Below are 24,662 nucleotides of genomic sequence, written 5' to 3'. Positions count from 1 at the left end.
GCGCACCGCAGCCGCACGTCCGAGGTCAGGCCGCTTCGGTTTCGGGCAGCTTCAGCAGCGCTGTCGTCACATGACCGGCGGTCAGGTCGAAGCTTCCGCCGAGCTGGCGGGCGAGTGCCTGGGCGAGCTTCAGCCCCAGGCTGTTGGTCTGGTCGAGCCGGAAACCCTCGGGCAGGCCCGCCCCATCATCGGTCACGCGCACCTCGAGCATGCCGTCCGCCGCCCGCAGCGCAGATATGTCGACCTGGCCTTCGTCACGATCGCCGAAGCCATGTTCGATCGCGTTGCTTACCGCTTCCGCGACGATCAGCGCCATCGGAACCGCCGCGTCGGGAGACAGGGCGAAATCCTCCTCGACCGCGACGTGGCAGCGTATCCCCGGCTTGCCGCTGGCATCGATCAGATGCGGGCCCAACTGGTCGAGAAAATCGCGGATGTGCAGCTGGTCGCCCTGCGGATCGTAGAGCTGCCGATGGATGCGGCCGATCAGGCCGAGGCGTCGCGACGCCTCCTCGAGCGCGGCCCGGGCCGCGCCATCGGTCACGCTTTTCTTTTGCAGGGCGATCAGCCCGCTGACGACCTGAAGATTGTTCGAGACGCGGTGCTGCAGTTCGCGAAACAAGACTTCTCCCCGTTCCGCGAGACGCCGGCTTCGCTCCCGCTCAAAGGCGAGCCGCCGATTCATCCGCTGCAGCCAGTCGATCAGGGCAACGTCGATCAGCACGACCAGCGCATAGAAGGCCATCGCGAACATCACCCCGCCCGTGAACTTGACGGAGAAGGCCGGCGGAATGAAGCAATACCAGGATATGATGCCGCACAGCACGGCGGCCAGCGCTCCGGGGCCGACACCGAACAGGAAGGTCGAGAGAATGACGCCGGGGAAGAAGGTGACGAAAGGATAGCCGGCCGGCATCACAGGATCGGCAAGGGCGCGTACCGCAAAACAGACCGCGCAGATGACCAGCGTCGCTCCATAGCGCAGCCCCGGCCGCTTCCGGCCGAGTGGCAAGCGTTCAAGAAAGGACGTCTGTTCGTCCTTCAAAGGCCATTTCTCCACCGAAATCGTCCCTAGCTACTAAGCGCAATCGACGCTGCGGGGCAACATGCGATCATAGTCGCTCCCGATACGTCGGTGAGCCAACGAAAAAGGGGAGCCGCAAGGCTCCCCCTTCCCGTTTTGCGTTATGCGGACGATCAGTCGTCGTCGCGGGTAAGGAACGCCGGCGCGAACTCGGGATCACCGCCCTCGCTGCCACCTTCCGACCGCTCACGGCGGGGACGGTCGCGACGCGGGCCACGATCGCCGCCGCCTTCGCGACGACGGTCGCCGTCACGGCGCGGCCCACGATCGCCGCGATCACCGCGGTCGCTGCGTTCGCCACGCGGACGCTCTTCACGCGGCGGACGCGTGTCGGGCAGTTCCTCGCCGGTCTCCTGGTCGACGACGCGCATCGACAGGCGAACCTTGCCGCGATTGTCGATCTCAAGAACCTTTACCTTGACCTCCTGGCCTTCGGACAGGACGTCGGCGACCTTTTCGACGCGCTCGTTCTTGATCTCGGAGACGTGGACGAGACCGTCCTTGCCGCCCATGAAGTTCACGAACGCGCCGAAATCGACGAGATTGACGACCTTGCCGTTGTAGATCTTGCCGACTTCGGCCTCGGCGACGATGCCGATGATCCAGTTCTTGGCGGCTTCGATCTGGGCGATGTCGGACGACGAGATCTTGACCGTGCCGTCATCGTCGATGTCGACCTTCGCACCGGTGGTGGCGACGATCTCACGGATGATCTTGCCGCCGGTACCGATGATGTCGCGGATCTTCTCCTTGGGAACCGACATCGTCTCGATCCGCGGCGCATGCGCCGACAGTTCGGTCCGGCTATGATCGAGCGCCTTGGCCATCTCGCCCAGGATATGGGCGCGACCTTCCTTCGCCTGATGCAGCGCGGCCGTGAAGATCTCCTCGGTGATGCCGGCGATCTTGATGTCCATCTGCATCGTGGTGATGCCTTCGGACGTGCCCGCAACCTTGAAGTCCATGTCGCCGAGATGATCTTCGTCGCCCAGGATGTCGCTGAGAACCGCGAAATCCTTGCCTTCCAGGATCAGGCCCATGGCGATGCCAGAGACCGGGCGCTTGATCGGCACGCCGGCATCCATCATCGCGAGGCTGCCGCCGCACACCGTCGCCATCGACGAGGATCCGTTGGACTCGGTGATGTCCGAGGTCAGACGGATGGTGTAGGGGAACTCCTCCTTGGTCGGCAGCACGCCGTGCAGTGCACGCCATGCCAGCTTGCCATGGCCGACTTCGCGACGACCCGGCGCACCGAAGCGACCGACTTCACCGACCGAATAGGGCGGGAAGTTGTAGTGCAGCATGAAATGCTCGTAGCGCAGCCCGTTCAGGCCATCGATCATCTGCTCGGCATCCTTGGTGCCGAGGGTGCAGGTCGCGATGGTCTGGGTCTCGCCGCGGGTGAACAGCGCCGAACCGTGGGCGCGCGGCAGGAAATGCGCTTCCGCAACGATCGGACGGACCGTCTTGGTGTCGCGGCCGTCGATGCGGCGACCTTCCTTGAGGATCGCGGTACGGACGATCTCGGCTTCCAGCTTCTTGACGAGCTTCATCGCCGCCATCTGGTCCTGCGGGGTCGCCTCTGCGAAAGCTTCCTTAGCCTTGGCGCGCGCCAGGTTCAGCGCGTTCGAGCGCTCGGACTTGTTGGTCAGCTTGTAGGCCGCCTCGATATCCTTGCCGATCAGCTTCTTGAGCTTGGTCTTGGCAGCCGAGAGATCGGCCTGCGGAGCCATTTCCCAGGGATCCTTGGCCGACTTCTCGGCCAGCTTGATGATCGCCTTGATGACGTCCTGGGACGCCTTGTGTGCGAACATGACCGCGCCCAGCATGACTTCTTCCGAAAGCTCCTTGGCTTCGGATTCGACCATCATGACGGCGTCGTAGGTGCCGGCAACGACCAGGTCGAGTTCGCCCTCGGCGACCTGCGTGTCGGTCGGGTTCAGCAGATATTCGCCATCCTTGTAGCCGACGCGGGCAGCGCCGATCGGGCCCATGAACGGAACACCCGAGATGGTGAGGGCGGCCGAGGCAGCGATCATCGCGAGGATGTCGGGCTCGTTCTCGCCGTCATAGCTCAGCACCTGAGCGATGACGTTGATCTCGTTGTAGAAGCCTTCCGGGAACAGCGGACGGATCGGGCGGTCGATCAGACGGGAGACCAACGTCTCCTTCTCGGTCGCGCCACGCTCGCGCTTGAAGAAGCCGCCGGGAATGCGACCCGACGAGAAGTACTTCTCCTGATAATGAACGGTCAGTGGGAAGAAGTCCTGCCCTTCCTTGACGCTGCGCGCCGCAGTCACGGCGCAGAGGACGACGGTTTCGCCGAGGGTCGCGAGCACCGCGCCGTCAGCCTGGCGGGCAACGCGGCCCGTTTCCAGCGTGAGGGTCTGGCCGCCCCACTGGATTTCAACTTTCTTCGTATCGAACATCTGGCTTCCTTGTCTCCGAACGCCCTATGCGCCCGGGGCCTATGAGGGCGACCGGAGCCCTGCTCCGCGTCACCCGAAGGGCAGGCCTCCTTCGGCCTGCCATGGCGGGATCGTCTGCCCGCCGTCCTGCCCGGAACCGAATTGTTCCTGGCCGGAATGAGAACGGCCCCGGAGACCGGGGCCGTTCCGAAACTTGCTTACTTGCGCAGGTTCAGCTTGCCGATGAGGGCAGTGTACCGGTCGACGTCCTTCCGCTTGAGATAGTCGAGAAGGCTGCGGCGCTTGTTGACCAGCATCAGCAGACCGCGGCGCGAGTGGTTGTCCTTCGCGTGGGTCTTGAAATGCTCGGTCAGGTTGGTGATCCGCTCGGTCAGGATCGCGATCTGGACCTCGGGGCTGCCGGTGTCGCCATCTGCACGGGCATTGTCGGCGATGATGGCGGTCTTGCGCTCGGCGGTAACGGTCATTTCTCTTCCTTCGACATCAGATTGAAACCCCGCACCACGCGGACCTCTCGGTCCTCGACCTCGACGAGCGCCACCGGCATATCACCGTCGATCGCAAGACTAAGGCCGGAAGGTGCGGCGATCCCGACCAATTTGCGCCCCTCGCGGAGCGCCCTTGCCTGATCGGGGGTGACGGGTAGAGCCGGGATGTCGTCCAGCCCCGCCGTCAGCGGCAAGAGTATCTGTTCAAGGTGCCGGCCCTTAGCAAGTTCCTCCAGTTTGTCCAGTGGAATCGCCTGGGTCAGCGTGAACGGCCCCGCCTTGGTGCGGCGCAGCATCGTCACATGCCCCACGGTTCCGGCAGCCTGCGCTATATCCCGCGCAAGGCTGCGGACATAGGTTCCCTTGGACACGGCGCAGGAGAAGGTCGCCTCGGCCAGGCCGTCCCCTTCGCCGATTGGAGCGGCCGAAACAAGTTCCAGCCGGTGGATCGTCACCGCTCGCATCTTCATCTCGACGGCTTCGCCAGCCCGCGCACGATCATAGGCGCGCTCGCCATCGACCTTCAGCGCGGAATAGACCGGCGGCACCTGGTCGATCGCTCCCCGAAACCGATCGAGGACCGCCTCGAGATCCGCACGCGTCGGGCGCGCGTCGCTGGTTTCTACGGCCACGCCCTCGGCGTCCAGCGTATCGGTCTGCACGCCAAAGCCGATGGTGAATTCATAGGCCTTGTCCGCATCGAGCATGCGCCCGGATAGCTTGGTCGCCTCCCCCAGGGCTATCGGCAGTACGCCGGACGCCAGCGGGTCAAGCGTGCCGCCATGACCGACCTTATACTTGCCATATCCGCCGGTGCGCAGCGCGCGCTTGACCGCGGAGACGATCTGGGTCGACCCCGGTCCGACGGGCTTGTCGATGATGATCCAGCCGTGCATCGCGCGGATCTATCCGCGCCACCACCGGCTGTCGAGGCATTGCGGACGCGGGTCAGACCGCCAGTTCGAGGCTGTCGTAGGAGCAGACGACCTCGAGGGGCTGGCGGTCCTTGCGGCTGAGCGCCTCATATTGGATCGTCTCGGCCAGCAGAGCGTCGATATCGGCGTCGTTGCTGGTCGGCTCATGATGGAACAGAGCGAGCTTTCGGGCCCCTGCCCCGTGGCAGAGATTCACCGCCATCACGTTCGACGAGTGGCCCCAGTCGGCCTTGAGCGTGATGCTCTCCGCGAGCGAGTACATCGTATCGCACACCACCAGATCGGCATCGCGAAAGAAGGTCTCGAACGCGCGCTGATCGTCGAGGTCGTCCATCCGGTGCTCGGCATCGGTCGAGAAGACGAAGGTCTTGCCGTCGCGCTGGAATTTCCAGGCATAGGAGACATGGCTATGGTCCTGCGGCATCAGCTCGACGTCGATGCCGTCGATCGAATAGCGCTCTCCGGGCGTCAGCACCCGAAACTCAATCTTGGCGCGCAGCCAGTCGAACGCGACGGGGAAGCTGATCTCCTCCTGCTGGCGACGCAGCGCAGCTTCGCAGTCGGCATGGCCCGAATGGATGACGATCTGCGTTTCGGGATCGAAGGCGGGCCCAAAAAAAGGAAAGCCCATGATGTGGTCCCAGTGCAGGTGGGACATGAAGAAGTTGAACTTGCGCGCCCGGCCCTGGCCGAAGCGGCGAAAGGCGTCGTTGCCCAGCTCGCGCAGCCCCGACCCCATGTCGAGGACGAAGAAGCTTTCGTCGGCGCCTTCCAGCTCCAGGCAGGTTGTCGCTCCGCCATAGGTCCGGCCTTCGCCGAAACTGAGTTCCTCGGCTACGAACCGGCGCGCATCCCGCTCATCCGCGAAACGCCGCCCCTGCGCCCGCATCAGCGCGTTGACGATCTTCGCCTCGATCGCACCGGCACGGGGCGCCACCGGCAGCGAGCCGCGCGTTCCCCAAAAGCGGACCAACATCCCCCCCAACGCCTACTCTCCCCCGTCGTTCGGATCCTCGATGATGTCGAAGATGAGCTGATAGCGGCTGATCTCCAATATCTTCCGCAAGGCCGCCCCCGGTCTCGCGAGGATGATCTTTATGCCACCCGCGACCGCATCCTTCCGCGCGATCGTCAATGCCATCAGGACGGATGCCGACATATGGCCGACAGCCGCCAGATCGATGATCAGCGGGACCGAACGGGCGACGGCTTCCGCAACGCCATGACGCAGATGTTCGAGAAAGAGATCGCGATCGCCGTCTTCGATATCGCCCCGTGGGGTCGCCACGAGCCGCTGGCCAACAGTTGCGGCGGTCCACTCCATCGAAGCACTCCCCCGCTCCGTTGCGAATCCAAGCCTAGGGCCGGAACGATCGGGCTGCAACGTCACTGATCAGCCCAGTAATGATTTGACATGCGGCGCTATCCCCCGAACGATTACGGCTACGCCGCGAGCGTTCGGATGAATGGCATCGCCGATATGCAGCGAACGATCCCCCACTACACCCTCGAGAAAGAACGGATAGAGGGTGGCCTTGTACTTGGTCGCCAGCCGTCGATAGATCGGGTTGAAGCGCTTGGCATAGTCCGGCCCCAGATTGGGTGCCGCGACCATGCCGGCCAGGAGCACCCGGATTCGCCGTCGCGACAGTTCGGCCAGGATCGCGTCGAGATTGGCCTCCGCTCGTTCGGGGTCGAGCCCGCGCAGCATGTCGTTGGCGCCCAGTTCGACGATCACCAGGTCGGGCTTGACCTTGGCAGCAGACAACACCCAGGCGAGACGCGCCTTGCCCTGGGCGGTCGTGTCGCCGGAGACACCCGCATTCTGTACGCGCGCGGCCACCCCGGAGCGTCGGAGCGCGGCTTCGAGCTGTGGCGCGAAGCCCTGCCCCGGCGGCAGCCGGTAGCCGGCAGTAAGACTGTCACCGAAGGCGATGACCAGCTTGTCGGCTGCCTGCGCGGCGGCCGGCAGCATTGTGAGGGCGAGGAAAGCGAGGGCACGAAAAAACATCATCTGCTTGATATCGGGTCGGACGACCGATTTGTCGATGGGGCTTGCGCAAGCGCGCCCGGATAGGGCGGCATCGCAAATCCGTAACGAAAATGCCGCCGATCATTCGCAGCTTCTGGCTAGCCGCCCGGGTGGATCACAAACCGGGGGGACATCATGCTCAATCATTCCATTCTTGTACGCGGATCACTGCTCGCTCTGGCCGTTGCCGTTGCGGCGCCTGGCTTTGCCCAGTCGAAGGCCTTCACCACGGCAAATATCTCGACCGCCGCCGGGGCGGTTAGTTCGACGCTCAACGGTACGACCTTCGTCAATCAGGGTCTGTTGGGAGCAGGACGGCTGAGCGCCAGCACACGCGACTTCCGCAACGAGACGCTCGGCAGCTTCTCTGGCATGGCGCTGAATCTGGCGACCTGGGGCCGCAACGCCGACGGTAGCTACAGCGGCAGCATCTTCACCCTGCCGGACCGCGGACCGTTCGATGGCGCGATCGACTATCGCAACCGCGTTCACACCAGCGACATCACCTTCCGTCCGCTCGCGGCGAACTCGGGCGCGCTGCCGCAGACCACGGCGTCGCAGAACCAGATTACCATCACGCCCACCGGTGGCTTCACCCTCAAGGACACGCTCGGCGTGGAAATGACGGGTCGCGATCCCGGCGCGAACACGGTGACCCGCAACGGAATCGTCTATCCGGTCGCGACGGATGGAACCGCCGCCGGTCGGGTCGCCCTCGACGCAGAGGCGATCGCGTTCCTGCCAAACGGCACTTTCTACGTCTCCGACGAATATGCCGACGGCATTTATTATTTCGATGCGACCGGCAAGCAGATCGGCGCGATCCAGACGGTGTCGGCGATGCTGCCCCGCACCGCAGGAGCCATCAACTTCAACAGCACCACGCCCGGCCAGAGCGGACGGCGAAACAATCAGGGTCTCGAAGCGATGGCGCTGACCCCGGACAACAAGAAGCTGGTGACGATCCAGCAGTCGGCGACCGTTCAGGACACTAATGGCAGCAATCAGCAGACCCGCAACAACACGCGCATCCTAGTCTACGATATCAGCAGCAACGCGACACCGACCAACCCGGTCGGCCACTATGTGCTTCAGCTCCCGATTTTCAACAATAACGGGACCGGTGGAGCCCCGGACCGGACCGCCGCCCAGTCCGAGATGCTGGCCCTGAACGACACGCAGTTCCTAGTGCTAGCGCGCGACGGCCTGGGTCGCGGTGTCGCCGCCAACGCCAGCACCAGCACCACGCCGATCTACAAGAGCATCCTGCTGGTCGACACGAGCGGCGCGACCAACCTTGCGGGAACGACCTACGAGACGGGGAACACGCCGGTGGCCAGCAACGGCACTCTGGTGGCCGGCATCACCGCCGTGCAACAGGTCGAACTGGTCAACATGCTCAACCCGACGCAGCTCGGCCGCGTCGGCATGAACATCACGCGCCTGCCGCTCACCACCGCCACCACGATCGGCGAAAAGCTCGAAGCGATGGCTCTCGCCCCGGTACTGGAAGAAGGCGCGCCTCAGGATTTCTTCCTGTTCGTCGGCAACGACAACGACTTCCAGGCTACGGACATCAACTTCAACGGCGTCCCCGGCACGTCGGGCGCAGCTGACGGAACGGGGAATAACGACAGCGTCCTCCTCGTCTATCGCCTGACGCTCCCGACTTATGTCGATCCGATGGCGCTCTCCGCGCTCAATGCGACGGCGCCCAACATGCTGTACGGCACGCGCCTGGCTATGACCGGTCTCGGCCTGAGCGCCACCCAACCTGCCATCCGCTTCCTGAACGCGCAGCGCGGCTGGACCGGACAGGAGCGTCGCCCGCAGATCTGGCTGGACACCGAATGGAGCCGGATCGGCGCCGGCACATCCCCGCTGACCGATCTCGACGCCACCACCCAGGGCGCCACTTTCGGCTTCGACCTTCCGCTCGGTTCGGTTGCCCGCATCGGCGCGACCGCTGGCTATCGCAATCTCGACGGACAGATCAGCCTCGGTTCCCCGATCGAGGCACGCGCCTGGACGGCGGGAGGCTATGCGGCTGTCGAACTGCCGATGGGCGTTTACGCGCAGGGCTCGGCCGCATGGCTGGGCGACGTCAAGTTCCGCCGCCTCGATCGGGCCTCGGCCTATCGTCAGACCGCCAAGGGACGCACCAAGGGTGACGGCTGGGCTGCCAGCGCGGAAATCGGCTGGATGATGCCGACAGGATCGATCAGCTTCGGCCCGTTCGCCGCGCTCGATTATGCGAACATGGACCTGGATGGATATACCGAAACCGGCGCATCGGTGTCGAACCTCCTGTTCCCGGATCGGAAGTTCAGCAAGATGATCGTCAGTGTCGGCGGCGAATTGGCGACCCAGCTTGGTGCTATCCGCCCCGCCATACGCGCGGGCTACAGCTTCGAGCGCGAAAAGGGCGACAATGTCGCCACTGTCCGCCTTGCATCCGCTCAGCACAGCATGGCGACCGTAGCCCTGCCGCTTGGCGACACGGAGCGCGACAGCGTGTTCGGCGAGCTGCGCCTTGCCATGCAGCAGGGGCGCCTGTCGGGCTATTTCGCGGCCCGCGGTCGCTGGGGCCGGGGTCAGGACGATGCCCGGGTCAACATCGGCCTCGGCTACTCTTTCTGATCGACGCAGGGCGCCGGCAAAGGCTGGCGCCCCGTTTCCTCCAAAGATTAGCGGGACGACCTCAGCAGCGGATAAGGGTTGATCGCCTTGCCCTGCCACCAGCCCTCCCCGGGCGCCATGGCATTGACTGCGAAATGAAGGTGCGGCGCGTCGTCGCTCGCATCGCCTGTTGAACCAACCGTTGCAATCCGCTGGCCACGTTCGACGCGCTGCCCTTCCGCCAGCCCCGGCGCATAACTGTCGAGGTGAGCGTAATAGTCGATCCACTGCCCGCCGGTACGGCGCACATAGATGGTGCGGCCGCCCAATTTGCTGTCGAACAGCTTTTCGACCGTGCCGGCGGCCGCTGCGATCACCGGGGTGCCGCGCGGCGCCATGATGTCGATCGCGTCATGGACACGGCCCTCCCCGCGTGCATCGTCGAAGGTGTCCGACAGCTGCGATGCCGCGACGCCCTCGACCGGAATCGTGAGGTCGGACGCGGAGGGGCGGAGGGATGGCGAAGGCAAGGCCGGGCTACCCGCGGTGGAGACCGACTTAGCAGTCCCCGCCGCAGGTTCAGACGCGCGGTCCCGGCCAGGCAGATTGAGCAAGACGACCCAGCCGACATAGCCGAGGATCAGCACCACCAGGACGATCGCGAGCCTGCGGATCATCGACCGCCTACTCCTGGAAAATTGCCGGCGTGCCCGGCTTGACCATCACCGCGAGCCGCGCCGCGTCCCAGTTGGTCAGGCGGATGCAGCCATGGCTTTCGGTCTTGCCGATATTCTCGGGCTTCGGTGTGCCATGAATGCCATAATGCTTCTTGTCGAGGTCGATCCAGACCACGCCGACGGGCCCGTTGGGACCAGGCGGCAGCAGCGCCTTCTGGTCCTTGCTGTCGGCATCCCAGAACAGCTTCGGGTTGTAGTGGAATGGAGGATTGTAGGCGCGCCCCTGGATCTTCCAGCTGCCGATCGGCAGGGGATCATGCTGGCTGCCCATGGTGGCCGGAAACTGCGCGACGAGTTTGTCCGCCGCGTCGAACGCGCGCAGCACGCCGTCCGACTTGTCGACCACGACCTTCGCCACTTCGGGCTGGTCCGAACCGACGTTGAGGGTCCACAATGTCTTGCGCCAACCGGGGTTGATGTCCTCGGCAAAGGCCTGGGCGGGCGGGATCACATTCGGCACCCGGATGACGGTCCCCGGCACCAGCTTCGTGCCCGGCGAGTTGAGCGCGATCAAAGTCTGGCGCGTCGTGTGGTAGCGCTCCGCAAGCTTCTCCATCGCGTCCGAATAGCCCAAGCTCTTCATCTTGGCCTGCTGTGACTCCTTCGACGGGATCGCGCCGACGAAGGGCCCCTCCAATATCTCTGGCGTCAGTTTGACCTCGATGACCGTCGGCATCTCCCGAAAAGGTTCGAAGCTCTTCACCGTGGCCTCGTCGAGCGTGCCCGTGACGGTGAGACCCTTCGCCTGCTGCCAGCCGTTGAGCGCCTTGGCGAAGCTGCTTCCGCTAGCGCCATCGATCACGCCCGGACCGAAGCCGAGCCGATCGAGCAGCACCTGCGCGCCGAGGATGCGCTGATCCGGCTTTGCCGTCTGGGCGGACACCGCCATCGGGACGGTCAGGGCAGCAGAGAACAGGAGAACGGAAAATAGACGCACACGGAATTCCTTCGATCGTGACGTCGGAAGAACGTGCGGCTCCGCTTTTCTTTCCGTTTACCTCGAACCGCGATCAGCACGGATGTGATTGTCGTGCGATCACCGCCTATCCGCTGGACGTGAGGGCTGGAGCGTCATCCTCTCTCCACCGGTGCCGCACGACGAGGAGCGATCCTCCGGAAAATCACAGAAAAGGCATCGCTGGAGAGTGACTGCGATGGCCGAGCTGGAGTCCGTAAAGAGAAGCCGCGCGGGTGCCCCGTCGTTCTATGACTGGTATGGCGTGGCCATTCTCTTCGCCACCTCGGTGCTCGGCTATATCGACCGGGTCATACTGAGCTTTCTCGCGGAACCGATAAAGGCCAGCCTGGCCCTGAGCGACTGGCAGGTCGGAGCGGTCACCGGGGCGGCGTTCGCCCTTCTCTACGTGTTCGGCGGCGTGTTCATCGGCAGGCAGCTCGACCGGGGCCGGCGCATTGCGATCCTGTCGCTGTGCATATTGACCTGGTCGCTGGCGACGGCGGCCAGCGGTCTTGCGACCGGCTTCGTCGCACTGTTCGTGGCGCGGATGTTCGTCGGGGTCGGCGAGGCCGGGCTCAATCCGGCGGCGATCGGCATAATTTCTTCCCGCTTTCCGCAGGACCGCCTGCAAAAGCCGATCGGGTTGTTCACGACGGGTCTCTATGTCGGCGGCGGCCTCGCGATGATGCTCGGTGCGCAGCTGCTCGCCCGCTTCGCGGCGGGGGGACCTTACGACCTGCCGTTTCTGAAGGATGCCGAACCATGGCGCCTCGTCTTCCTGCTGCTCGCCCTGCCAGGGGTGGGACTGGCGTTCCTTCTCTGGCTGTCGGTAAAGGACGGTGCGCCGTCACGGGCAGAGGACAAGAGATCGGGCGGCGATGCGCTGGCCTTTGCGAAGGCGAACCGGAGGCCCCTGACCCTGCTCGCATTGAGCATCATCGCCTGGTCGATGAACAATTATGGACTGCTCAACTGGTATCCGGCCATGCTGATGCGGTCGCACGACATGACGCCGGCCATGGTCGCATCGACCTATGGCCCCGCCTTTCTGTTCGCGGGCGTCGGCGGCTGCCTGTTCGCGCATCCCTGCCATCGGGCGCTGAAGCGCAAGTCTGGCGACAAGGCCGCCTATCATCTCTGCTTCGCGGCGATGAGCATGCTGAGCCTCACGACCATCGTCGGCCCGCTGATGCCGACCGTTGCCGGCGCGGTGGCGATGGCGTTCGTCAACCTCTTCGTGAGCGCGCTGTCGGTGACCGCCGTGTTCATCCTGCTGGTGACGATCGTTCCGCCCGCGCTGCGCGGCCAATATACGGGTCTCTATATGGCGCTGGTGAACCTCACCGGTGGTGCCTTTGGCTCGGTGCTGGTCGGCCTGCTGACCGACAGGCTGTTCGGCGCAGAGCGTCTCGACCTCGCTTTGTCGACCATGGCATTCGCTTTCGGCTCACCCGCCGCGCTGCTCATGTTTCTCGCTACCCGCCCGCGAAACGCGGTGCTGGCGCCTAAGGCTGCGCCACTGCCAGCTTGAGCTCCTGGATCGATGGCCGAGGCGTGGGTGCCAGTAGGATGCTTCCATCGATCCGGCCATGCTCGCAGGTCCACTGGAAGCGGGCGCCCATCGCCGTGAGCGGAGTCGGTGGGGCGCTCGTGTCACAGGCGCCGACTGCGGTCCGCAACCGGGCGAGATCCGCCTTCCAATGCGCCGCATCGCGGTCGAGCAGGAAATTCATGGCCAGGCGATCCTGCGCCGCCAGCACATCGCCCGCCGCCCAGATCCGCGCCACGGCTGCATAGCCTTCGCTGAGCCCGGCGCTGACGGGGACCACCCGGTCGGCAATCGCACCGGCGGACTGGAGCGCGAGCGCCGCGCGAAAGGCCGGAACATAGGGAGCCGCGTAAGTGCGGTTGGCGAAGGCGAAAAGCGCAACACCCTTGTCGGGCATCAACATGACCACCGAACCATAGCCGGGATAGCCGCCGGTGTGGGTCACCACCCTGCCGAGGTCGCAATCGTCTATGACTCGCCAGCCCATCGCATAGGCCACCGCCTGTCGACAGGGCGCGCCGCCGATCGCAGCGGCCCGCATGGTGCCCGTAGCAAAGTTCGATCCTTCGACGACCGACCTTACCGTCGCCCGAGCCACGGGCCCGGTATCGGCATCGTCCCGCGCCGGCCAGGCGGAAAGGAGAAAGGATATCCAGCGGACATAATCTTCCGCACTGGTTTCCATCCCGCCCATCGCTCCGAAGGCGCCGTCCGCCAGATCGGGCTCGCGCACCCATCGATCATCTTCCCAGCGATAGCCGATGGCGCGTCGTTCGAGCGGGGATTTCGCTATGTCATAGCTGGTGGACGCCATGCCGAGAGGGCGCAGCAGCGCATCGCCGATATAATCCTGATAGCGCTTGCCCGAGACGTTGGAGACGATCCGACCGAGCGTCGCATAGCCGAAGTTGGAATATTCCATCGCGCTGCCGGGCACCCGAGAGAAGGGGACGCCCGCCCGCAGCATCGCGGTAAAATCGGCTTCGGGTAACGACTGCTGCCGATCACCCCAGGGATTGTCGTCGACGAAGCCGGCGCTGTGGTTGAGCAGATCGCGCACGGTAAGCCGGCGGGCATCTCTGGTCGGATAGGTCCAGCCGCGCAGTTCGGGCACATAGGTTTCGGCGGGGCGATCGAGCGAGAGCCGCCCCTCGTCGCGCAGCTTCAGGATGGCGAGCGCCGTGAAGGCCTTGCTCATCGAGGCAATGCGGAACAGCGTGCGCCGGTCGACCGGCTTGCGGCCTTCGATATCCTGGACGCCGAGCCCTCCGAAATGGACGAGCCGGCCATCGGCCACCACCCCATAGGCCATTCCCGGAACGTGGGAGTCGAGCGCCCAGCGAGCGAAGATCGCATCGACCTGCGCGAGCGTCACCGCCTCGATCGAAGCGGCGCGGGCGGACGCGCCGCACAGGGCGAGCGACAGGCATAATGTCGTCAGCAGTCGAAGCATGGCGCATCTCCCCGATCGCGCCGTTCCGAGAGGGCGTCGGATCAGCGCCGGTCTTTGGTAGCCGAGAAGTGGAGGGCGGGAAACTTGCCCTGGATATAGTTCAGTTCCCAGGCGTCCTTGGCCATGAACACCGGCGCTTCGTCGCGATCGCTGGCCATGGCGGAGCGGTGCAGCCCCATGAATTCGTCCAGCGCCTTGGGATCCTCGGAAGTGACCCAGCGCGCGGTGTCATAGGGCGAGGGTTCGAAGCTCGCCTCGACCTTATATTCCGCCTGCAATCGCGAGATGAGCACGTCGAGCTGGAGCTGGCCGACCACGCCGACGACGAGCTGCGAGCCGATCTGCGGATGGAAGACCTGCATGATCCCCTCCTCCGCCATGTCGTTGAGCGCGTTGCGCAGCTGCTTGGTCTTGGTCGGGTCGGCAAGCTTGACGCGACGCAGGATTTCCGGCGCGAAATTGGGCAAGCCCGTGAAGCGGATCGCCTCGCCCTCGGTCAGCGTATCGCCGACGCGCAGCGTCCCATGGTTGGGGATGCCGATGATGTCGCCGGGAAAAGCCTCTTCGGCCAGCTCGCGATTCTGGGCGAAGAACAGGATCGGGCTGTGCACCGCGATGACCTTGCCGGTACCGACCTGGCTCAGCTTCATGCCGCGGCGGAACTTGCCCGAGCATAGCCGCATGAACGCAACGCGGTCGCGATGCTGCGGGTTCATATTGGCCTGAACCTTGAACACGAAGCCCGCGACATTGGGCTCGCCCGGATCGACGTCGCGCGGCTCGCCCGGCTGGGGCCGGGGGCTGGGTGCGAAATCGGCGAGCGCGTCGATCAACTGCTCGACCCCGAAATCCTTGAGCGCGGAGCCGAAATAGACCGGGGTCAGATCGCCGTTGAGATAGGCTTCCTCATCGAACGCCGCATAGCCACCCTGCGCAAGCTCGGCCTCCTCGCGGAGCAGCGCGACCGCTTCCGCCGACAGCAGCTCTTCCAACTGGGCGTCCCCGAGACCGGAGACCGAGGTCGAATCGCCCTCGAACGCGCCGGTCGCATCGTCGGCCGGACGATGCAGCCGGTCGCGCGCCAGGTCGTAAATGCCTTCGAACGTGCCGCCCATGCCGGCCGGCCAGCTCATCGGCGCCACGTCGAGCGCAAGTGCGTCGGCGACCTCGTCGAGCAGCTCGAAGGGCGGCCGCCCTTCGCGGTCCACCTTGTTGATGAAGGTGATGATCGGCACCGAACGAAGGCGGCAGACCTCGAACAGCTTGCGGGTCTGCGGCTCGATACCCTTGGCCGCATCGATGACCATCACCGCCGAGTCGACCGCCGTCAGCGTACGATAGGTGTCCTCCGAGAAATCCTCGTGGCCCGGCGTATCGAGCAGGTTGAAGGTGATGCCGTTCCGCTCGAAGGTCATGACCGAGGAGGTGACCGAAATGCCGCGCTGCTGCTCGATCTTCATCCAGTCGGAGCGGGCACGGCGGTTCTGGCCGCGCGCCTTGACCTCGCCGGCCAGGTGGATGGCGCCACCGAAATAGAGGAGCTTTTCGGTCAGAGTGGTCTTGCCGGCATCCGGGTGCGAGATGATCGCGAAGGTGCGGCGGTCGGGGCGGTTCGGCTTGCTCATGATGGCGCGGGCCGATAGCAGCCTTCGGCGACCGACATAAGCCCCAGCGCCGCCCTGCCCCCCGTCTTCGGGCACAGGCGGACCGAAAGCAGCCGATGCTAGACCTGAATTACGACATGATCATCATCGGCGCGGGTGCCGCCGGCCTGATGTGTGCGCTGACAGCGGGGCAGCGCGGAAAGCGGGTCCTGCTGCTCGACCATCTCGATCGCGTGGGCGCAAAAATCCTGATCTCGGGCGGCGGACGCTGCAACTTCACCAATTTGGAGGCAGACCGGCACGACCGCTTCCTGTCCGCCAATCCCCATTTCGCCCGCTCGGCGCTATCGCGCTACCGCCCGTCGGATTTCATCGCGATGGTCGATGCCCATGGCATCGCCTGGCACGAGAAGGCGCTGGGACAGCTGTTCTGCGACGGGTCGGCGCGGCAGATCGTCGCGATGCTGGAGGAGGAGTGCGCCCGCGGCGGCGTCGAGATTCGCCTGTCGACGCTGGTGCGCTCGATCGCGCATGGCGACGGCCGCTTCTCGGTGGACACGTCGGGCGGGCTGCATCAGACCAGCGCACTTGTGATAGCGACAGGCGGGCCCTCGATCCCGAAGATGGGCGCGACGGGTTTCGCCTATGACGTCGCACGGCGGTTCGGCCTGAAGGTGGTCGAGCCGCGCCCTGCACTCGTGCCTCTCACGCTCGGCGCTTCGGACAGGCTGTTCGAAAGCCTGTCCGGCGTCGCGGTCGACAGCGTCGCCCGCCTGGGCAAGACCGCCTTTCGCGAAGCATCGCTTTTCACGCACAGGGGGCTCTCCGGCCCGGCCATCCTGCAGATCAGCAGCTATTGGCGCCACGGCGACACGATCCGGCTCGACCTGCTGCCCGACTGCGACGCCGCGCTTCTGCTAACCGAGGGCAAGCGTGCCCGGCCTAAAGCCGAGCCTCGCACCTTGCTGCGCGAGAAGCTGCCGGACCGGCTCGCCGATGCTCTGGCCGACAGGCTGGGCCTCACCGGCGCCCTTCATGGGCAGCGTGACCAGCAGCTGGTCGAGGCGGGCCGCACCCTCAACGGCTGGCCCTTTACCCCCAATGGTTCGGAAGGTTTCGCGAAGGCGGAAGTGACGATCGGCGGCGTGTCCACCAATGGCCTCGATCAACGCACGCTGATGGCCAAGACGGTAGCCGGCCTGCATTTCATCGGCGAAGCGGTCGACGTGACCGGATGGCTGGGCGGCTATAATTTTCAGTGGGCCTGGGCAAGCGGACGTGCTGCCGGACTGGCGATCTGATCGCGCCCCAGCCGACCGCCGCTCAGCAGGTCGGCAGCCGTCGGCGATAGCGTTTCCACCGCTTTCGCAAGGACGATCGCGAAGACGAGCGCCAGCGGCGGCATGACGAGAAACAGGCCCAGCCAAGCCGGATGTCCCATCGGACCCGTGATCTGGCCCAGCTGCGGCGCCACCAGCCACATGAACAGCAGATGCGAGCAGAACAGGAAAAAGGCGTAGCGCTCGAGCCCGAGTAGCTGCTCTCCGAGCGGCCGCCGGGCCAGCCCTATGGCGAGCCGCCAGACGAGCAGCGCAACCGCCGCGCGCGTGACCAGATCGACCGCTGCCAGCACATGGAGGTCGAGGCCGCCCCGTCCGTCCATCGCGACCGACAAGCCGATCTTCAGGGGGCCGATCAACAGGAAGGGCAAGGCCGCCTGCCATGGCGCAAGCCGGGCGGCGGCCTCCGCGAGATGATGGCGGCGGGCAAGCAGTCCGGCGATGAAGAAGATCAGGATCGAAGGGCGTAGCAGCAGGTAAAGCTGCCAGCCGACGATCACCCATAGCGTCGTTGCCGCGATAAGCAGGATGAGCCAGCGGCTGGAAAGCCTGACGAGCAAAGGCGCAGCCAGCATGCACAGGAACAGGTCGCGCAGGAACGTCATCTGGACGTTGATGTCCGCGCCACGGGTCACACTTAAAAGGTTGTTCGCGAAGAACATGAAGTCACCGCGGACCGGTCCGACAACCCATCCCGCGCGTGACGCGCTCATCACCACGACGATCCCGATCGCATTCCACAACAGCATCGGCGCGAGGACAGCCCGCGCCTTGCCCGCGACGAAAGATGGCGTCCCACGCCGCCCGATCGATGCCGCGACCAACCAGCCGGAGATCATGGTCAGCAACGGCACCGACGCCCGCCCGAACAGTTCAACGACCGACCAGCGCGTTATGCCCTGCGCCGATTCGGCAAGACGCGACATCTGTTCCCCGCCGATGCCGGTCCAGGCGTGGACGTAGACGATGCCCAGAATACAAATGAGCCGTGCCACGCCGATCGCCTGGGACAGGGGCAGTCCCGGCTCTTTCTGCGTGCCGATGCTCGGCCTGCGAGAGGTATGTTCGCCGTTCATCCGAACATGCAACGCGCCGATAGCTGAACTCGGGCTGCACGCGTCGACGAGCCGCCCCGGCGGCGGGACGGCGCGCTTCGCAGTCTCATCCGGCTGTCGATCCGGCATTCGCGTCCTCCTGGCCATGGCGCATGCCGGCCTGTACGAATGAGCTGCGGGCAAGCTTCCCATATCCGGGAAAAAGGGCCGTCCACGGGGGCGGCGACATTGCCGTACTTATCCCCGCTGGCCTTGCGGCACCTCTCGGACTATAGGGACGGCGAAGTTCCGCCGCGCAAAATCGGTGCGACCAAGACATATCGGATACAACATGCCTTTTTCGACCCTGCCGCGGCCCGTTGCCGAGGCCATTGAAGAGCGTGGCTACACCGCGCCGACTCCCGTCCAGGCCCAGGTCATCGCCGCCGAAGCCAATGATCGCGACCTTCTCGTTTCCGCCCAGACCGGCTCGGGCAAGACCGTCGCCTATGGCCTCGCCATCGCCGAGACCCTGCTCAAGGGCCAGGCCACCCTGCCGCGTCCCGGCGAACCCCTGGCCCTGATCATCGCGCCGACCCGCGAGCTCGCCCTCCAGGTGGAGCGCGAACTGCAGTGGCTCTACGCCAAGCTGGGCGCCCGTGTCGTCAGCTGCGTCGGCGGTATGAACGTCCGCGTCGAACAGCGCCAGCTCAGCTATGGCTGCCACATCGTCGTCGGCACACCGGGCCGCCTGCGCGACCATCTCGAGCGCGGTGCGCTGCAGCCCGGATCGCTGCGCGCGGTGATCCTCGACGAGGCCGACGAGATGCTCGACCTCGGCTTCCGCGAGGACCTCGAGGAAATCCTCGACATGACGCCGCCGGAGCGCCGCACGCTGCTCTTCTCCGCCACCATGCCCAAGCCGATCGCAGTGATGGCGCGGCGCTACCAGCGCGACGCTCTGCGGATCGAAACGACCGGCGAGCGCGAGCGTCACGCCGACATCGACTATCGCGCGGTCGCCGTCGCCCCCGGCGACATCGAGCATGCCGTGGTCAACATCCTGCGTTTCCATGAAGCCAAGGGCGCGATGATCTTCTGCGCGACGCGCGAAAATGTCCGCCGGCTCTCGGCCGCACTGACCGAGCGCGGTTTCGCGGCCGTCACCCTCTCGGGCGAACTGAGCCAGAACGAGCGCAACCATGCGCTGCAGGCGCTGCGCGATCGTCGCGCCCGGGTCTGCGTCGCGACCGACGTCGCTGCGCGCGGCATCGACCTTCCCGGTCTGGAACTGGTGATCCATGCCGAGCTGCCGATCGACGCCGAGACGCTGCAGCACCGTTCGGGCCGCACCGGCCGCGCCGGGCGCAAGGGCACCTGCGTGCTGGTCGTACCCTATACCCGCCGCCGCCACGCCGAGCGCCTGCTGCGCGGCGCCAACGTCCAGGTGAATTGGGACAAGGTGCCGAGCGCCGAGGACATCCATGCGCGCGACGACGAACGGCTGATCGAGAGCCTCGCGGCGATCGAAATATCCGACGAGGACCGCGAAGTGGCCCGCAAGCTGCTCGAATCGCGTTCGGCCGAGGACATCGCCGCAGCCTTCGTGCGCGCCCAGCGGCAGAGCCTGCCTTCGCCGGAGGAGCTGGCCGACGCCAGCCCCGCGCCGCAGGCCACGCGCGACCAGGGTCCGCGCCCAGGTTTCGAGGACGTCAGCTGGTTCCGGATCAACGCCGGCCGCAACAGCAGCGCCGATCCGCGTTGGCTCCTGCCGCTCATCTGCCGTCGCGGGCACATCACCAAGCGCGACGTCGGCGCGATCCGCATCTTCCCGAACGAAACCCGGTTCGAGATTCCGAAGGCGCTGGTCTCCAAGTTCATGTCGGCGGTCAAGCGCACCGCAAGCGAGGACGAGAGCGTCGTGATCGAGCCCGCGGGCGACATGCCGCCGCCGCCGTCCGATCGTCGCGGCCCGCCGCGCGACGCCCGGCGCCCCAACGGACCGCCCCAGGGTCGCCCGGGCCCCCGCCGCGGTCCGCCGCGCCGCTGACGCATTATCGAACAGACACAAAAAGGGGCGCCGCGAGGCGCCCCTTTGACGTTCGGCAGCAGGCCGGGACGCTCGATCAGAAGGCCTCTTCGGGAAGCTCCATCGTCGAGCGCTTGCCTGCCTTGATCGCGGTCAGCAGGCCCGCCACCTGCGGCAGGATGCGTTCGTAGAAGAAGCGCACGGTGGTGATCTTGGCGGCATAGAAGCCGTCGGGATCCTGCCCCATCATCTTCTTCATGCCGGCCAGCTTGGCCGAGCGCGCGAAAAGATAGGCGATCGCGACCAGGCCGAGCAGACGCAGATAATCCGTCGCGGCGGCACCCGCCTCTTCGGGGTCGGCCATGCCCTTCTGCGCGATCGTGGCTGTGGCCAGCTGGAGCGCGCCGAAGGATTTCTCCAGCGCGTCGACCATCTTCTCCATGCCCGGCACGGCCTTGTTCTTCTCGATGAACTCCGACACCGGATGAAAGAAGGAGCGCAGATATCGCCCGGCGTGCGTCGGCATCTTGCGACCGACGAGATCGAGTGCCTGGATGCCGTTGGTGCCTTCGTAGATCATCGTGATGCGGGCATCGCGCGCATATTGCTCGACGCCATGCTCGCGGATGTAGCCGTGGCCGCCATAGACCTGGATTGCGATCTGCGACGCTTCGTGGCCGAGGTCGGTGAGCAGCGCCTTGACGACCGGAGTCATCAGGGCGGTCATGTCCTCGGCGCGCTGGCGTAGCTCGGGATCGGGCGAATGGCGTTCGGCGTCGAGCGCCCGCGCGACCCACATCTGCAGCGCGCGGCAGCCCTCGGTGTAGGCGCGCATGGTCATCAGCATGCGGCGGACATCGGGGTGGACGATGATCGGATCGGCGGAAAGGTCGGGACGCTTGGTGCCCGACAACGACCGCCCCTGGACACGGTCCTTCGCATAGGCGACCGCGCTCTGATAGGCGGCGGTACCGACACCCAGGCCCTGCGTGCCGACCGAGACGCGTTCGGTGTTCATCATCGTGAACATCGCCGCGAGGCCCTTATGCGGCTCGCCGACCAGCCAGCCCTTCGCATCGTCGAAGCTCATCTGGCAGGTCGCCGAGGCCTTGAGCCCCATCTTGTGCTCGATGCCCGTGCACTGGACACCGTTGCGCGGACCGACGGTGCCGTCTTCCTTGGGCAGGAATTTCGGCACGAGGAACAGGCTGATACCCTTCACGCCCTTCGGCGCATCGGGCAAGCGGGCGAGGACGAGATGGATCACATTCTCGGTCAGGTCGTGATCGCCCGCCGAAATGAAGATCTTGTTGCCCGTGATCAGATAGCTGCCGTCGTCCTGCGGCACCGCCTTGGTGCGCAGCATGCCGAGGTCGGTTCCGCAATGCGGCTCGGTCAGGCACATCGTGCCGGACCAGACGCCGGCGACCATGTTGGGCAGATAGCGCTGCTGCAGATCCTCCGACGCATGGCCGATGATCGCCGAGGCCGCACCATGGGTCAGGCCCGGATAAAGGCCGAAGGAGATATTGGCCGAGCTGATCATCTCCTCGACCGCCTTGTTGACCGTCTCCGGCAACCCTTGGCCGCCCCATTTCGGGTCGGAGGCGAGCGCGCACCAGCCGCCGTCGCGGAACTGGTCATAGGCTTCCTTGAAACCCTTCGGCGTGCGGACGACGCCATTATCCCAGAGGCAGCCCTCCTCGTCGCCGCTGGCGTTCAGCGGCAGCAGCACGTCCTTCGCGAGCCGCGCCGCTTCCTCGAGCACGGCATCGACCAGATCGGGCGTGAACTCGGCATGGGCCGGCAGCGCGCCATATTCATCCTTGGCGAACAGTTCGTGGATCAGGAAGCGCATATCGCGCAGCGGGGCCTCATAGACTTGCATCGTCTTGCTCCTCAATTCCTACAACTCCTCCCCGGAACGGGGAGGGGGACCATGCGCAGCATGGCGGAGGGGAAATCCCAACGTCGCGCATGCCCCGCCCCCGCCTGCGGGGGTTCCCCTCCCCGCTCCGGGGAGGAATGGGGGCGTCGCGCATCATCTTAGTTCCGCAGCGGCTTGCCGGTTTCGAGCATCGACTCGACCCGCGCCATGGTGCGCGGATCGCGCACCCGCTTCATGAACGCGTGCTTCTCGAGTGCCAGCATCTGCTCCTCGGTCACCACATCGACGAGGTCAGCCTCGCCACCGGTCAGCACCGTCGCGAGGGCGTTGGACACGACCATATCATAGTCGGTCGCCATGCCGCGCTTGTGGAAGCCCTCTGCAGCCATGCCCAGTGCGACACGCCCGCTGGCGCCCGGCAGGCGGAACTCCGGCGGCTTCGGCGGCTGATAGCCGTCGACCATTGCCAGGGCGCGCGCCTTGGCATCCGCCAGAAGCCGATCGCGGTTCATCGTGATCCCATCGTGCTTGCGCAGGAACTGCAGTTCCCTCGCCTCGGCGGCCGACTTGGCGACGGTCGCGGTCGAGATGGTCTCGAACGCCTTGGCGACCGCCGGCATCGGGCCCTTGGGCAGCAATCCGGACTTCTGCCAGCGGTCGATATATTCACCGCAGCCGCCCCAGCCGGGGACGAGGCCGACGCCGCATTCGACGAGGCCGATATAGCTTTCGGCATGCGCCTGGATCGCGTCCGAATGGAGCAGGATCTCGCACCCGCCGCCGAGCGCAAGGCCGGCCGGCGCAGACACCACCGGGAAGGGCGCATATTTGAGCGCCTTGTAAGCCTGCTGCCCGCCGCTCACGAGTTTCTCGATCTCGCCCCAGGCGGCGATGTTCACCGCGAAGAGCGCGAGACCGAGATTGGCGCCGGCGGAGAAATTGCCGCCTTCATTATAGACGACAAGCGCCTTCATGCTCTTCGCGACATGCTCGACCGCTTGACCGAGCAGCTTGAGCGTCTCGCCGTCGAGCGCGTTCATCTTCGAGGTGAATTCGAAGCAGGCGACGCCGTCGCCGATATCCCAGACCGCCGCCGAGCCATTTTTCAGGATCGGCTTGGCGGCCAGCTTCACATCCTCGAGCAGCAGCACGCCATCCGGCCGGACGACGTCATGATAGGCCCCGTCGGTGCCGAGATATTGGCGCTTGCCGCCCTCGACCCGGTAGAAGCTGCGATCACCGGCGGTCGCGAGGATCGCGGGGACCGGCTTGCCTTCTTCCGCAAGCCGCTTGGCGAAGGCCGCCGCGCCGAGCTGGTCGATCAGCTCGAACGGGCCGTATTTCCAGTTGTAGCCCAGCTTCATCGCATCATCGATCGCGACGATGTCGTCGGCGATCTCGCCGACGAGGCTGGCGGCATAGCCCAGAACCTGGCTCAGCACGGTCCAGGCAAAGGCGCCGGTCTTGCCCGGCAGCGCCACCAGCTGGGGCAGCTTGGCGCGAGGAACCTCGGCCTTGATCGCGGGGCGATAGTCGCCAGTCGCGAGGTCGATCGCCTCCTTGCGCTTCCCCCCCTCGCGGTTGAGGCGATAGAAGCCGCCCTTCCCCTTGCGACCGGTATAGCCCTCAGCGATCATCTTCTCGACCAGCGTCAGCGGCCGAACCGTCGCGAGATAGGGGTCGCCTTCGGGCAGCGTCGAGGTGAAGCTCTTGAGCAACAGCGGCATCAGGTCGATGCCGACCAGGTCGAGCAGGCCGAAGATGCCGGTCTTGGGAACGCCCATCGGACGCCCGCCGATCGCGTCGGCCTCCTCGATCGTCAGCCCCAGGTCGACCGTCGCATTATAGGCGACCTGCAACCAGTAGCTGCCGATCCGGTTCGCGATGAAACCGGGGCGATCATGCGCGGGCACGACCCGCTTGCCGAGCATGCGGTCGATGAAGTCGCTGACCCGGCCAGCCGTCGTCGCGTCGGTGCGCGGCCCGGTCACCACTTCGACCAGACGCATGTAGCGCGGCGGGTTGAAGAAATGGGTGATCAGGAAATCCGCCGCGAAGGCATCGGTCCGGCCCTCGGTGAGCTTCTCCAGCGGGATCGTCGAGGTGTTGGACGACACCGCCGTGCCGGGCTTCCGCACCGCTTCGAGCTTCGCATAGAGCGCCTGCTTCAGGTCGAGCCGCTCGATGATCGCTTCGACCACCCAGTCGCACTCGGCGACCTTGGCGAGATCGTCCTCGATATTGCCCGTCTCGACCAGCTTCGCCGCCGCCTTCGACATGAACGGCGCCGGATCGGTCTTGAGCATGCGCGCGACCGCACCCTCGGCTATGGCGTTCCGGTTGCTGCCATCCTTGGGAAGAATGTCCAGGAGCAGCACGGGAACGCCCGCATTTGCGACCTGCGCTGCGATGCCGGCACCCATGGTGCCTGCGCCGATCACGCACACCTTGCGGATCGGATTGCTGCTGTCCGCGCCCAT

At 65.5% G+C, this 24,662-nt stretch carries 18 protein-coding genes; 4 read left to right on the top strand and 14 right to left on the bottom strand.

What is annotated here, in order from left to right; translation table 11 throughout:
- Window positions 1-25: 25 nt before the first annotated feature.
- From G6P88_RS16495 to G6P88_RS16465, 7 genes are all read right to left on the bottom strand, one after another.
- Window positions 26-1,045 (bottom strand): sensor histidine kinase, encoded by a 1,020-nt coding sequence (locus tag G6P88_RS16495; protein ID WP_165324153.1) that lies wholly within the window; start codon window positions 1,043-1,045, stop codon window positions 26-28.
- A gap of 152 nt (window positions 1,046-1,197) precedes the next feature.
- Complete coding sequence (gene pnp / locus G6P88_RS16490) at window positions 1,198-3,516, bottom strand: polyribonucleotide nucleotidyltransferase (RefSeq protein WP_165324152.1); 2,319 nt, start codon at window positions 3,514-3,516, stop codon at window positions 1,198-1,200.
- A gap of 197 nt (window positions 3,517-3,713) precedes the next feature.
- The gene (gene rpsO / locus G6P88_RS16485; protein WP_165324151.1) at window positions 3,714-3,983 is read right to left on the bottom strand and encodes a 30S ribosomal protein S15; all 270 of its coding nucleotides are present in this window, start codon (window positions 3,981-3,983) and stop codon (window positions 3,714-3,716) included.
- A complete protein-coding gene (gene truB, locus G6P88_RS16480) occupies window positions 3,980-4,900 on the bottom strand; it encodes a tRNA pseudouridine(55) synthase TruB (protein ID WP_165324150.1) in 921 nt (306 codons plus the stop codon). The genes rpsO and truB overlap by 4 nt, the downstream gene beginning before the upstream one ends.
- Before the next feature lie 52 nt (window positions 4,901-4,952).
- A complete protein-coding gene (locus G6P88_RS16475; protein WP_165324149.1) occupies window positions 4,953-5,915 on the bottom strand; it encodes an MBL fold metallo-hydrolase in 963 nt (320 codons plus the stop codon).
- Between the two features lie 12 nt (window positions 5,916-5,927).
- On the bottom strand, window positions 5,928-6,263 hold the full coding sequence (locus G6P88_RS16470; protein WP_165324148.1) for an STAS domain-containing protein: 336 nt from the start codon (window positions 6,261-6,263) through the stop codon (window positions 5,928-5,930).
- A gap of 69 nt (window positions 6,264-6,332) precedes the next feature.
- The gene (locus G6P88_RS16465) at window positions 6,333-6,953 is read right to left on the bottom strand and encodes an arylesterase (protein ID WP_165324147.1); all 621 of its coding nucleotides are present in this window, start codon (window positions 6,951-6,953) and stop codon (window positions 6,333-6,335) included.
- A 153-nt stretch (window positions 6,954-7,106) separates the two neighbouring features.
- On the opposite strand from G6P88_RS16465, the gene G6P88_RS16460 reads away from it, so the two are divergent.
- Entirely contained in the window at window positions 7,107-9,611 is a 2,505-nt protein-coding gene (locus tag G6P88_RS16460; RefSeq protein WP_165324146.1) for an esterase-like activity of phytase family protein, read from the top strand.
- A 47-nt stretch (window positions 9,612-9,658) separates the two neighbouring features.
- Here the strand turns inward: G6P88_RS16460 and G6P88_RS16455 are convergent, their stop codons facing one another.
- Complete coding sequence (locus tag G6P88_RS16455; protein WP_165324145.1) at window positions 9,659-10,267, bottom strand: M23 family metallopeptidase; 609 nt, start codon at window positions 10,265-10,267, stop codon at window positions 9,659-9,661.
- Between the two features lie 7 nt (window positions 10,268-10,274).
- Window positions 10,275-11,216 (bottom strand): L,D-transpeptidase family protein, encoded by a 942-nt coding sequence (locus G6P88_RS16450; RefSeq protein WP_425594496.1) that lies wholly within the window; start codon window positions 11,214-11,216, stop codon window positions 10,275-10,277.
- A gap of 265 nt (window positions 11,217-11,481) precedes the next feature.
- On the opposite strand from G6P88_RS16450, the gene G6P88_RS16445 reads away from it, so the two are divergent.
- The gene (locus G6P88_RS16445; protein ID WP_165324143.1) at window positions 11,482-12,816 is read left to right on the top strand and encodes an MFS transporter; all 1,335 of its coding nucleotides are present in this window, start codon (window positions 11,482-11,484) and stop codon (window positions 12,814-12,816) included.
- Here the strand turns inward: G6P88_RS16445 and G6P88_RS16440 are convergent.
- Both G6P88_RS16440 and G6P88_RS16435 read right to left on the bottom strand, forming a co-directional pair.
- A complete protein-coding gene (locus G6P88_RS16440; RefSeq protein ID WP_165324142.1) occupies window positions 12,791-14,287 on the bottom strand; it encodes a serine hydrolase domain-containing protein in 1,497 nt (498 codons plus the stop codon). The two genes, G6P88_RS16445 and G6P88_RS16440, sit on opposite strands and share 26 nt — an antisense overlap.
- A gap of 41 nt (window positions 14,288-14,328) precedes the next feature.
- A complete protein-coding gene (locus G6P88_RS16435; RefSeq protein WP_165324141.1) occupies window positions 14,329-15,912 on the bottom strand; it encodes a peptide chain release factor 3 in 1,584 nt (527 codons plus the stop codon).
- Between the two features lie 95 nt (window positions 15,913-16,007).
- Between G6P88_RS16435 and G6P88_RS16430 the strand changes: the two genes are divergently transcribed.
- The gene (locus tag G6P88_RS16430) at window positions 16,008-17,192 is read left to right on the top strand and encodes a BaiN/RdsA family NAD(P)/FAD-dependent oxidoreductase (protein WP_165324140.1); all 1,185 of its coding nucleotides are present in this window, start codon (window positions 16,008-16,010) and stop codon (window positions 17,190-17,192) included.
- Here G6P88_RS16430 and G6P88_RS16425 read toward each other — a convergent pair.
- Window positions 17,147-18,307, bottom strand: a complete 1,161-nt coding sequence (locus G6P88_RS16425; protein WP_165324139.1) for an acyltransferase family protein — start codon at window positions 18,305-18,307, stop codon at window positions 17,147-17,149. The two genes, G6P88_RS16430 and G6P88_RS16425, sit on opposite strands and share 46 nt — an antisense overlap.
- Window positions 18,308-18,617: 310 nt before the next feature.
- Here G6P88_RS16425 and G6P88_RS16420 point away from each other — a divergent pair, with 310 nt between their 5' ends.
- Window positions 18,618-20,315 carry a DEAD/DEAH box helicase gene (locus tag G6P88_RS16420; protein WP_165324138.1) on the top strand — a complete coding sequence of 566 codons (1,698 nt, stop codon included), beginning with the start codon at window positions 18,618-18,620 and terminating at the stop codon, window positions 20,313-20,315.
- A 76-nt stretch (window positions 20,316-20,391) separates the two neighbouring features.
- On the opposite strand, the gene G6P88_RS16415 is transcribed toward G6P88_RS16420, so the two are convergent.
- Window positions 20,392-22,182, bottom strand: coding sequence for an acyl-CoA dehydrogenase C-terminal domain-containing protein (locus tag G6P88_RS16415; protein WP_165324137.1), 1,791 nt, complete (start codon window positions 22,180-22,182; stop codon window positions 20,392-20,394).
- A gap of 158 nt (window positions 22,183-22,340) precedes the next feature.
- Window positions 22,341-24,662: a 3-hydroxyacyl-CoA dehydrogenase/enoyl-CoA hydratase family protein gene (locus tag G6P88_RS16410; RefSeq protein WP_165324136.1), complete on the bottom strand. Its 2,322-nt coding sequence runs from the start codon at window positions 24,660-24,662 to the stop codon at window positions 22,341-22,343.

Origin of the sequence: Rhizorhabdus phycosphaerae, from assembly GCF_011044255.1 — a bacterium.
GTDB classification, from domain to species: Bacteria; Pseudomonadota; Alphaproteobacteria; order Sphingomonadales; family Sphingomonadaceae; genus Rhizorhabdus; species Rhizorhabdus phycosphaerae.
Note: the sequence above shows the minus strand (reverse complement) of the source record. Positions and strands in the feature narration are given on the sequence as shown.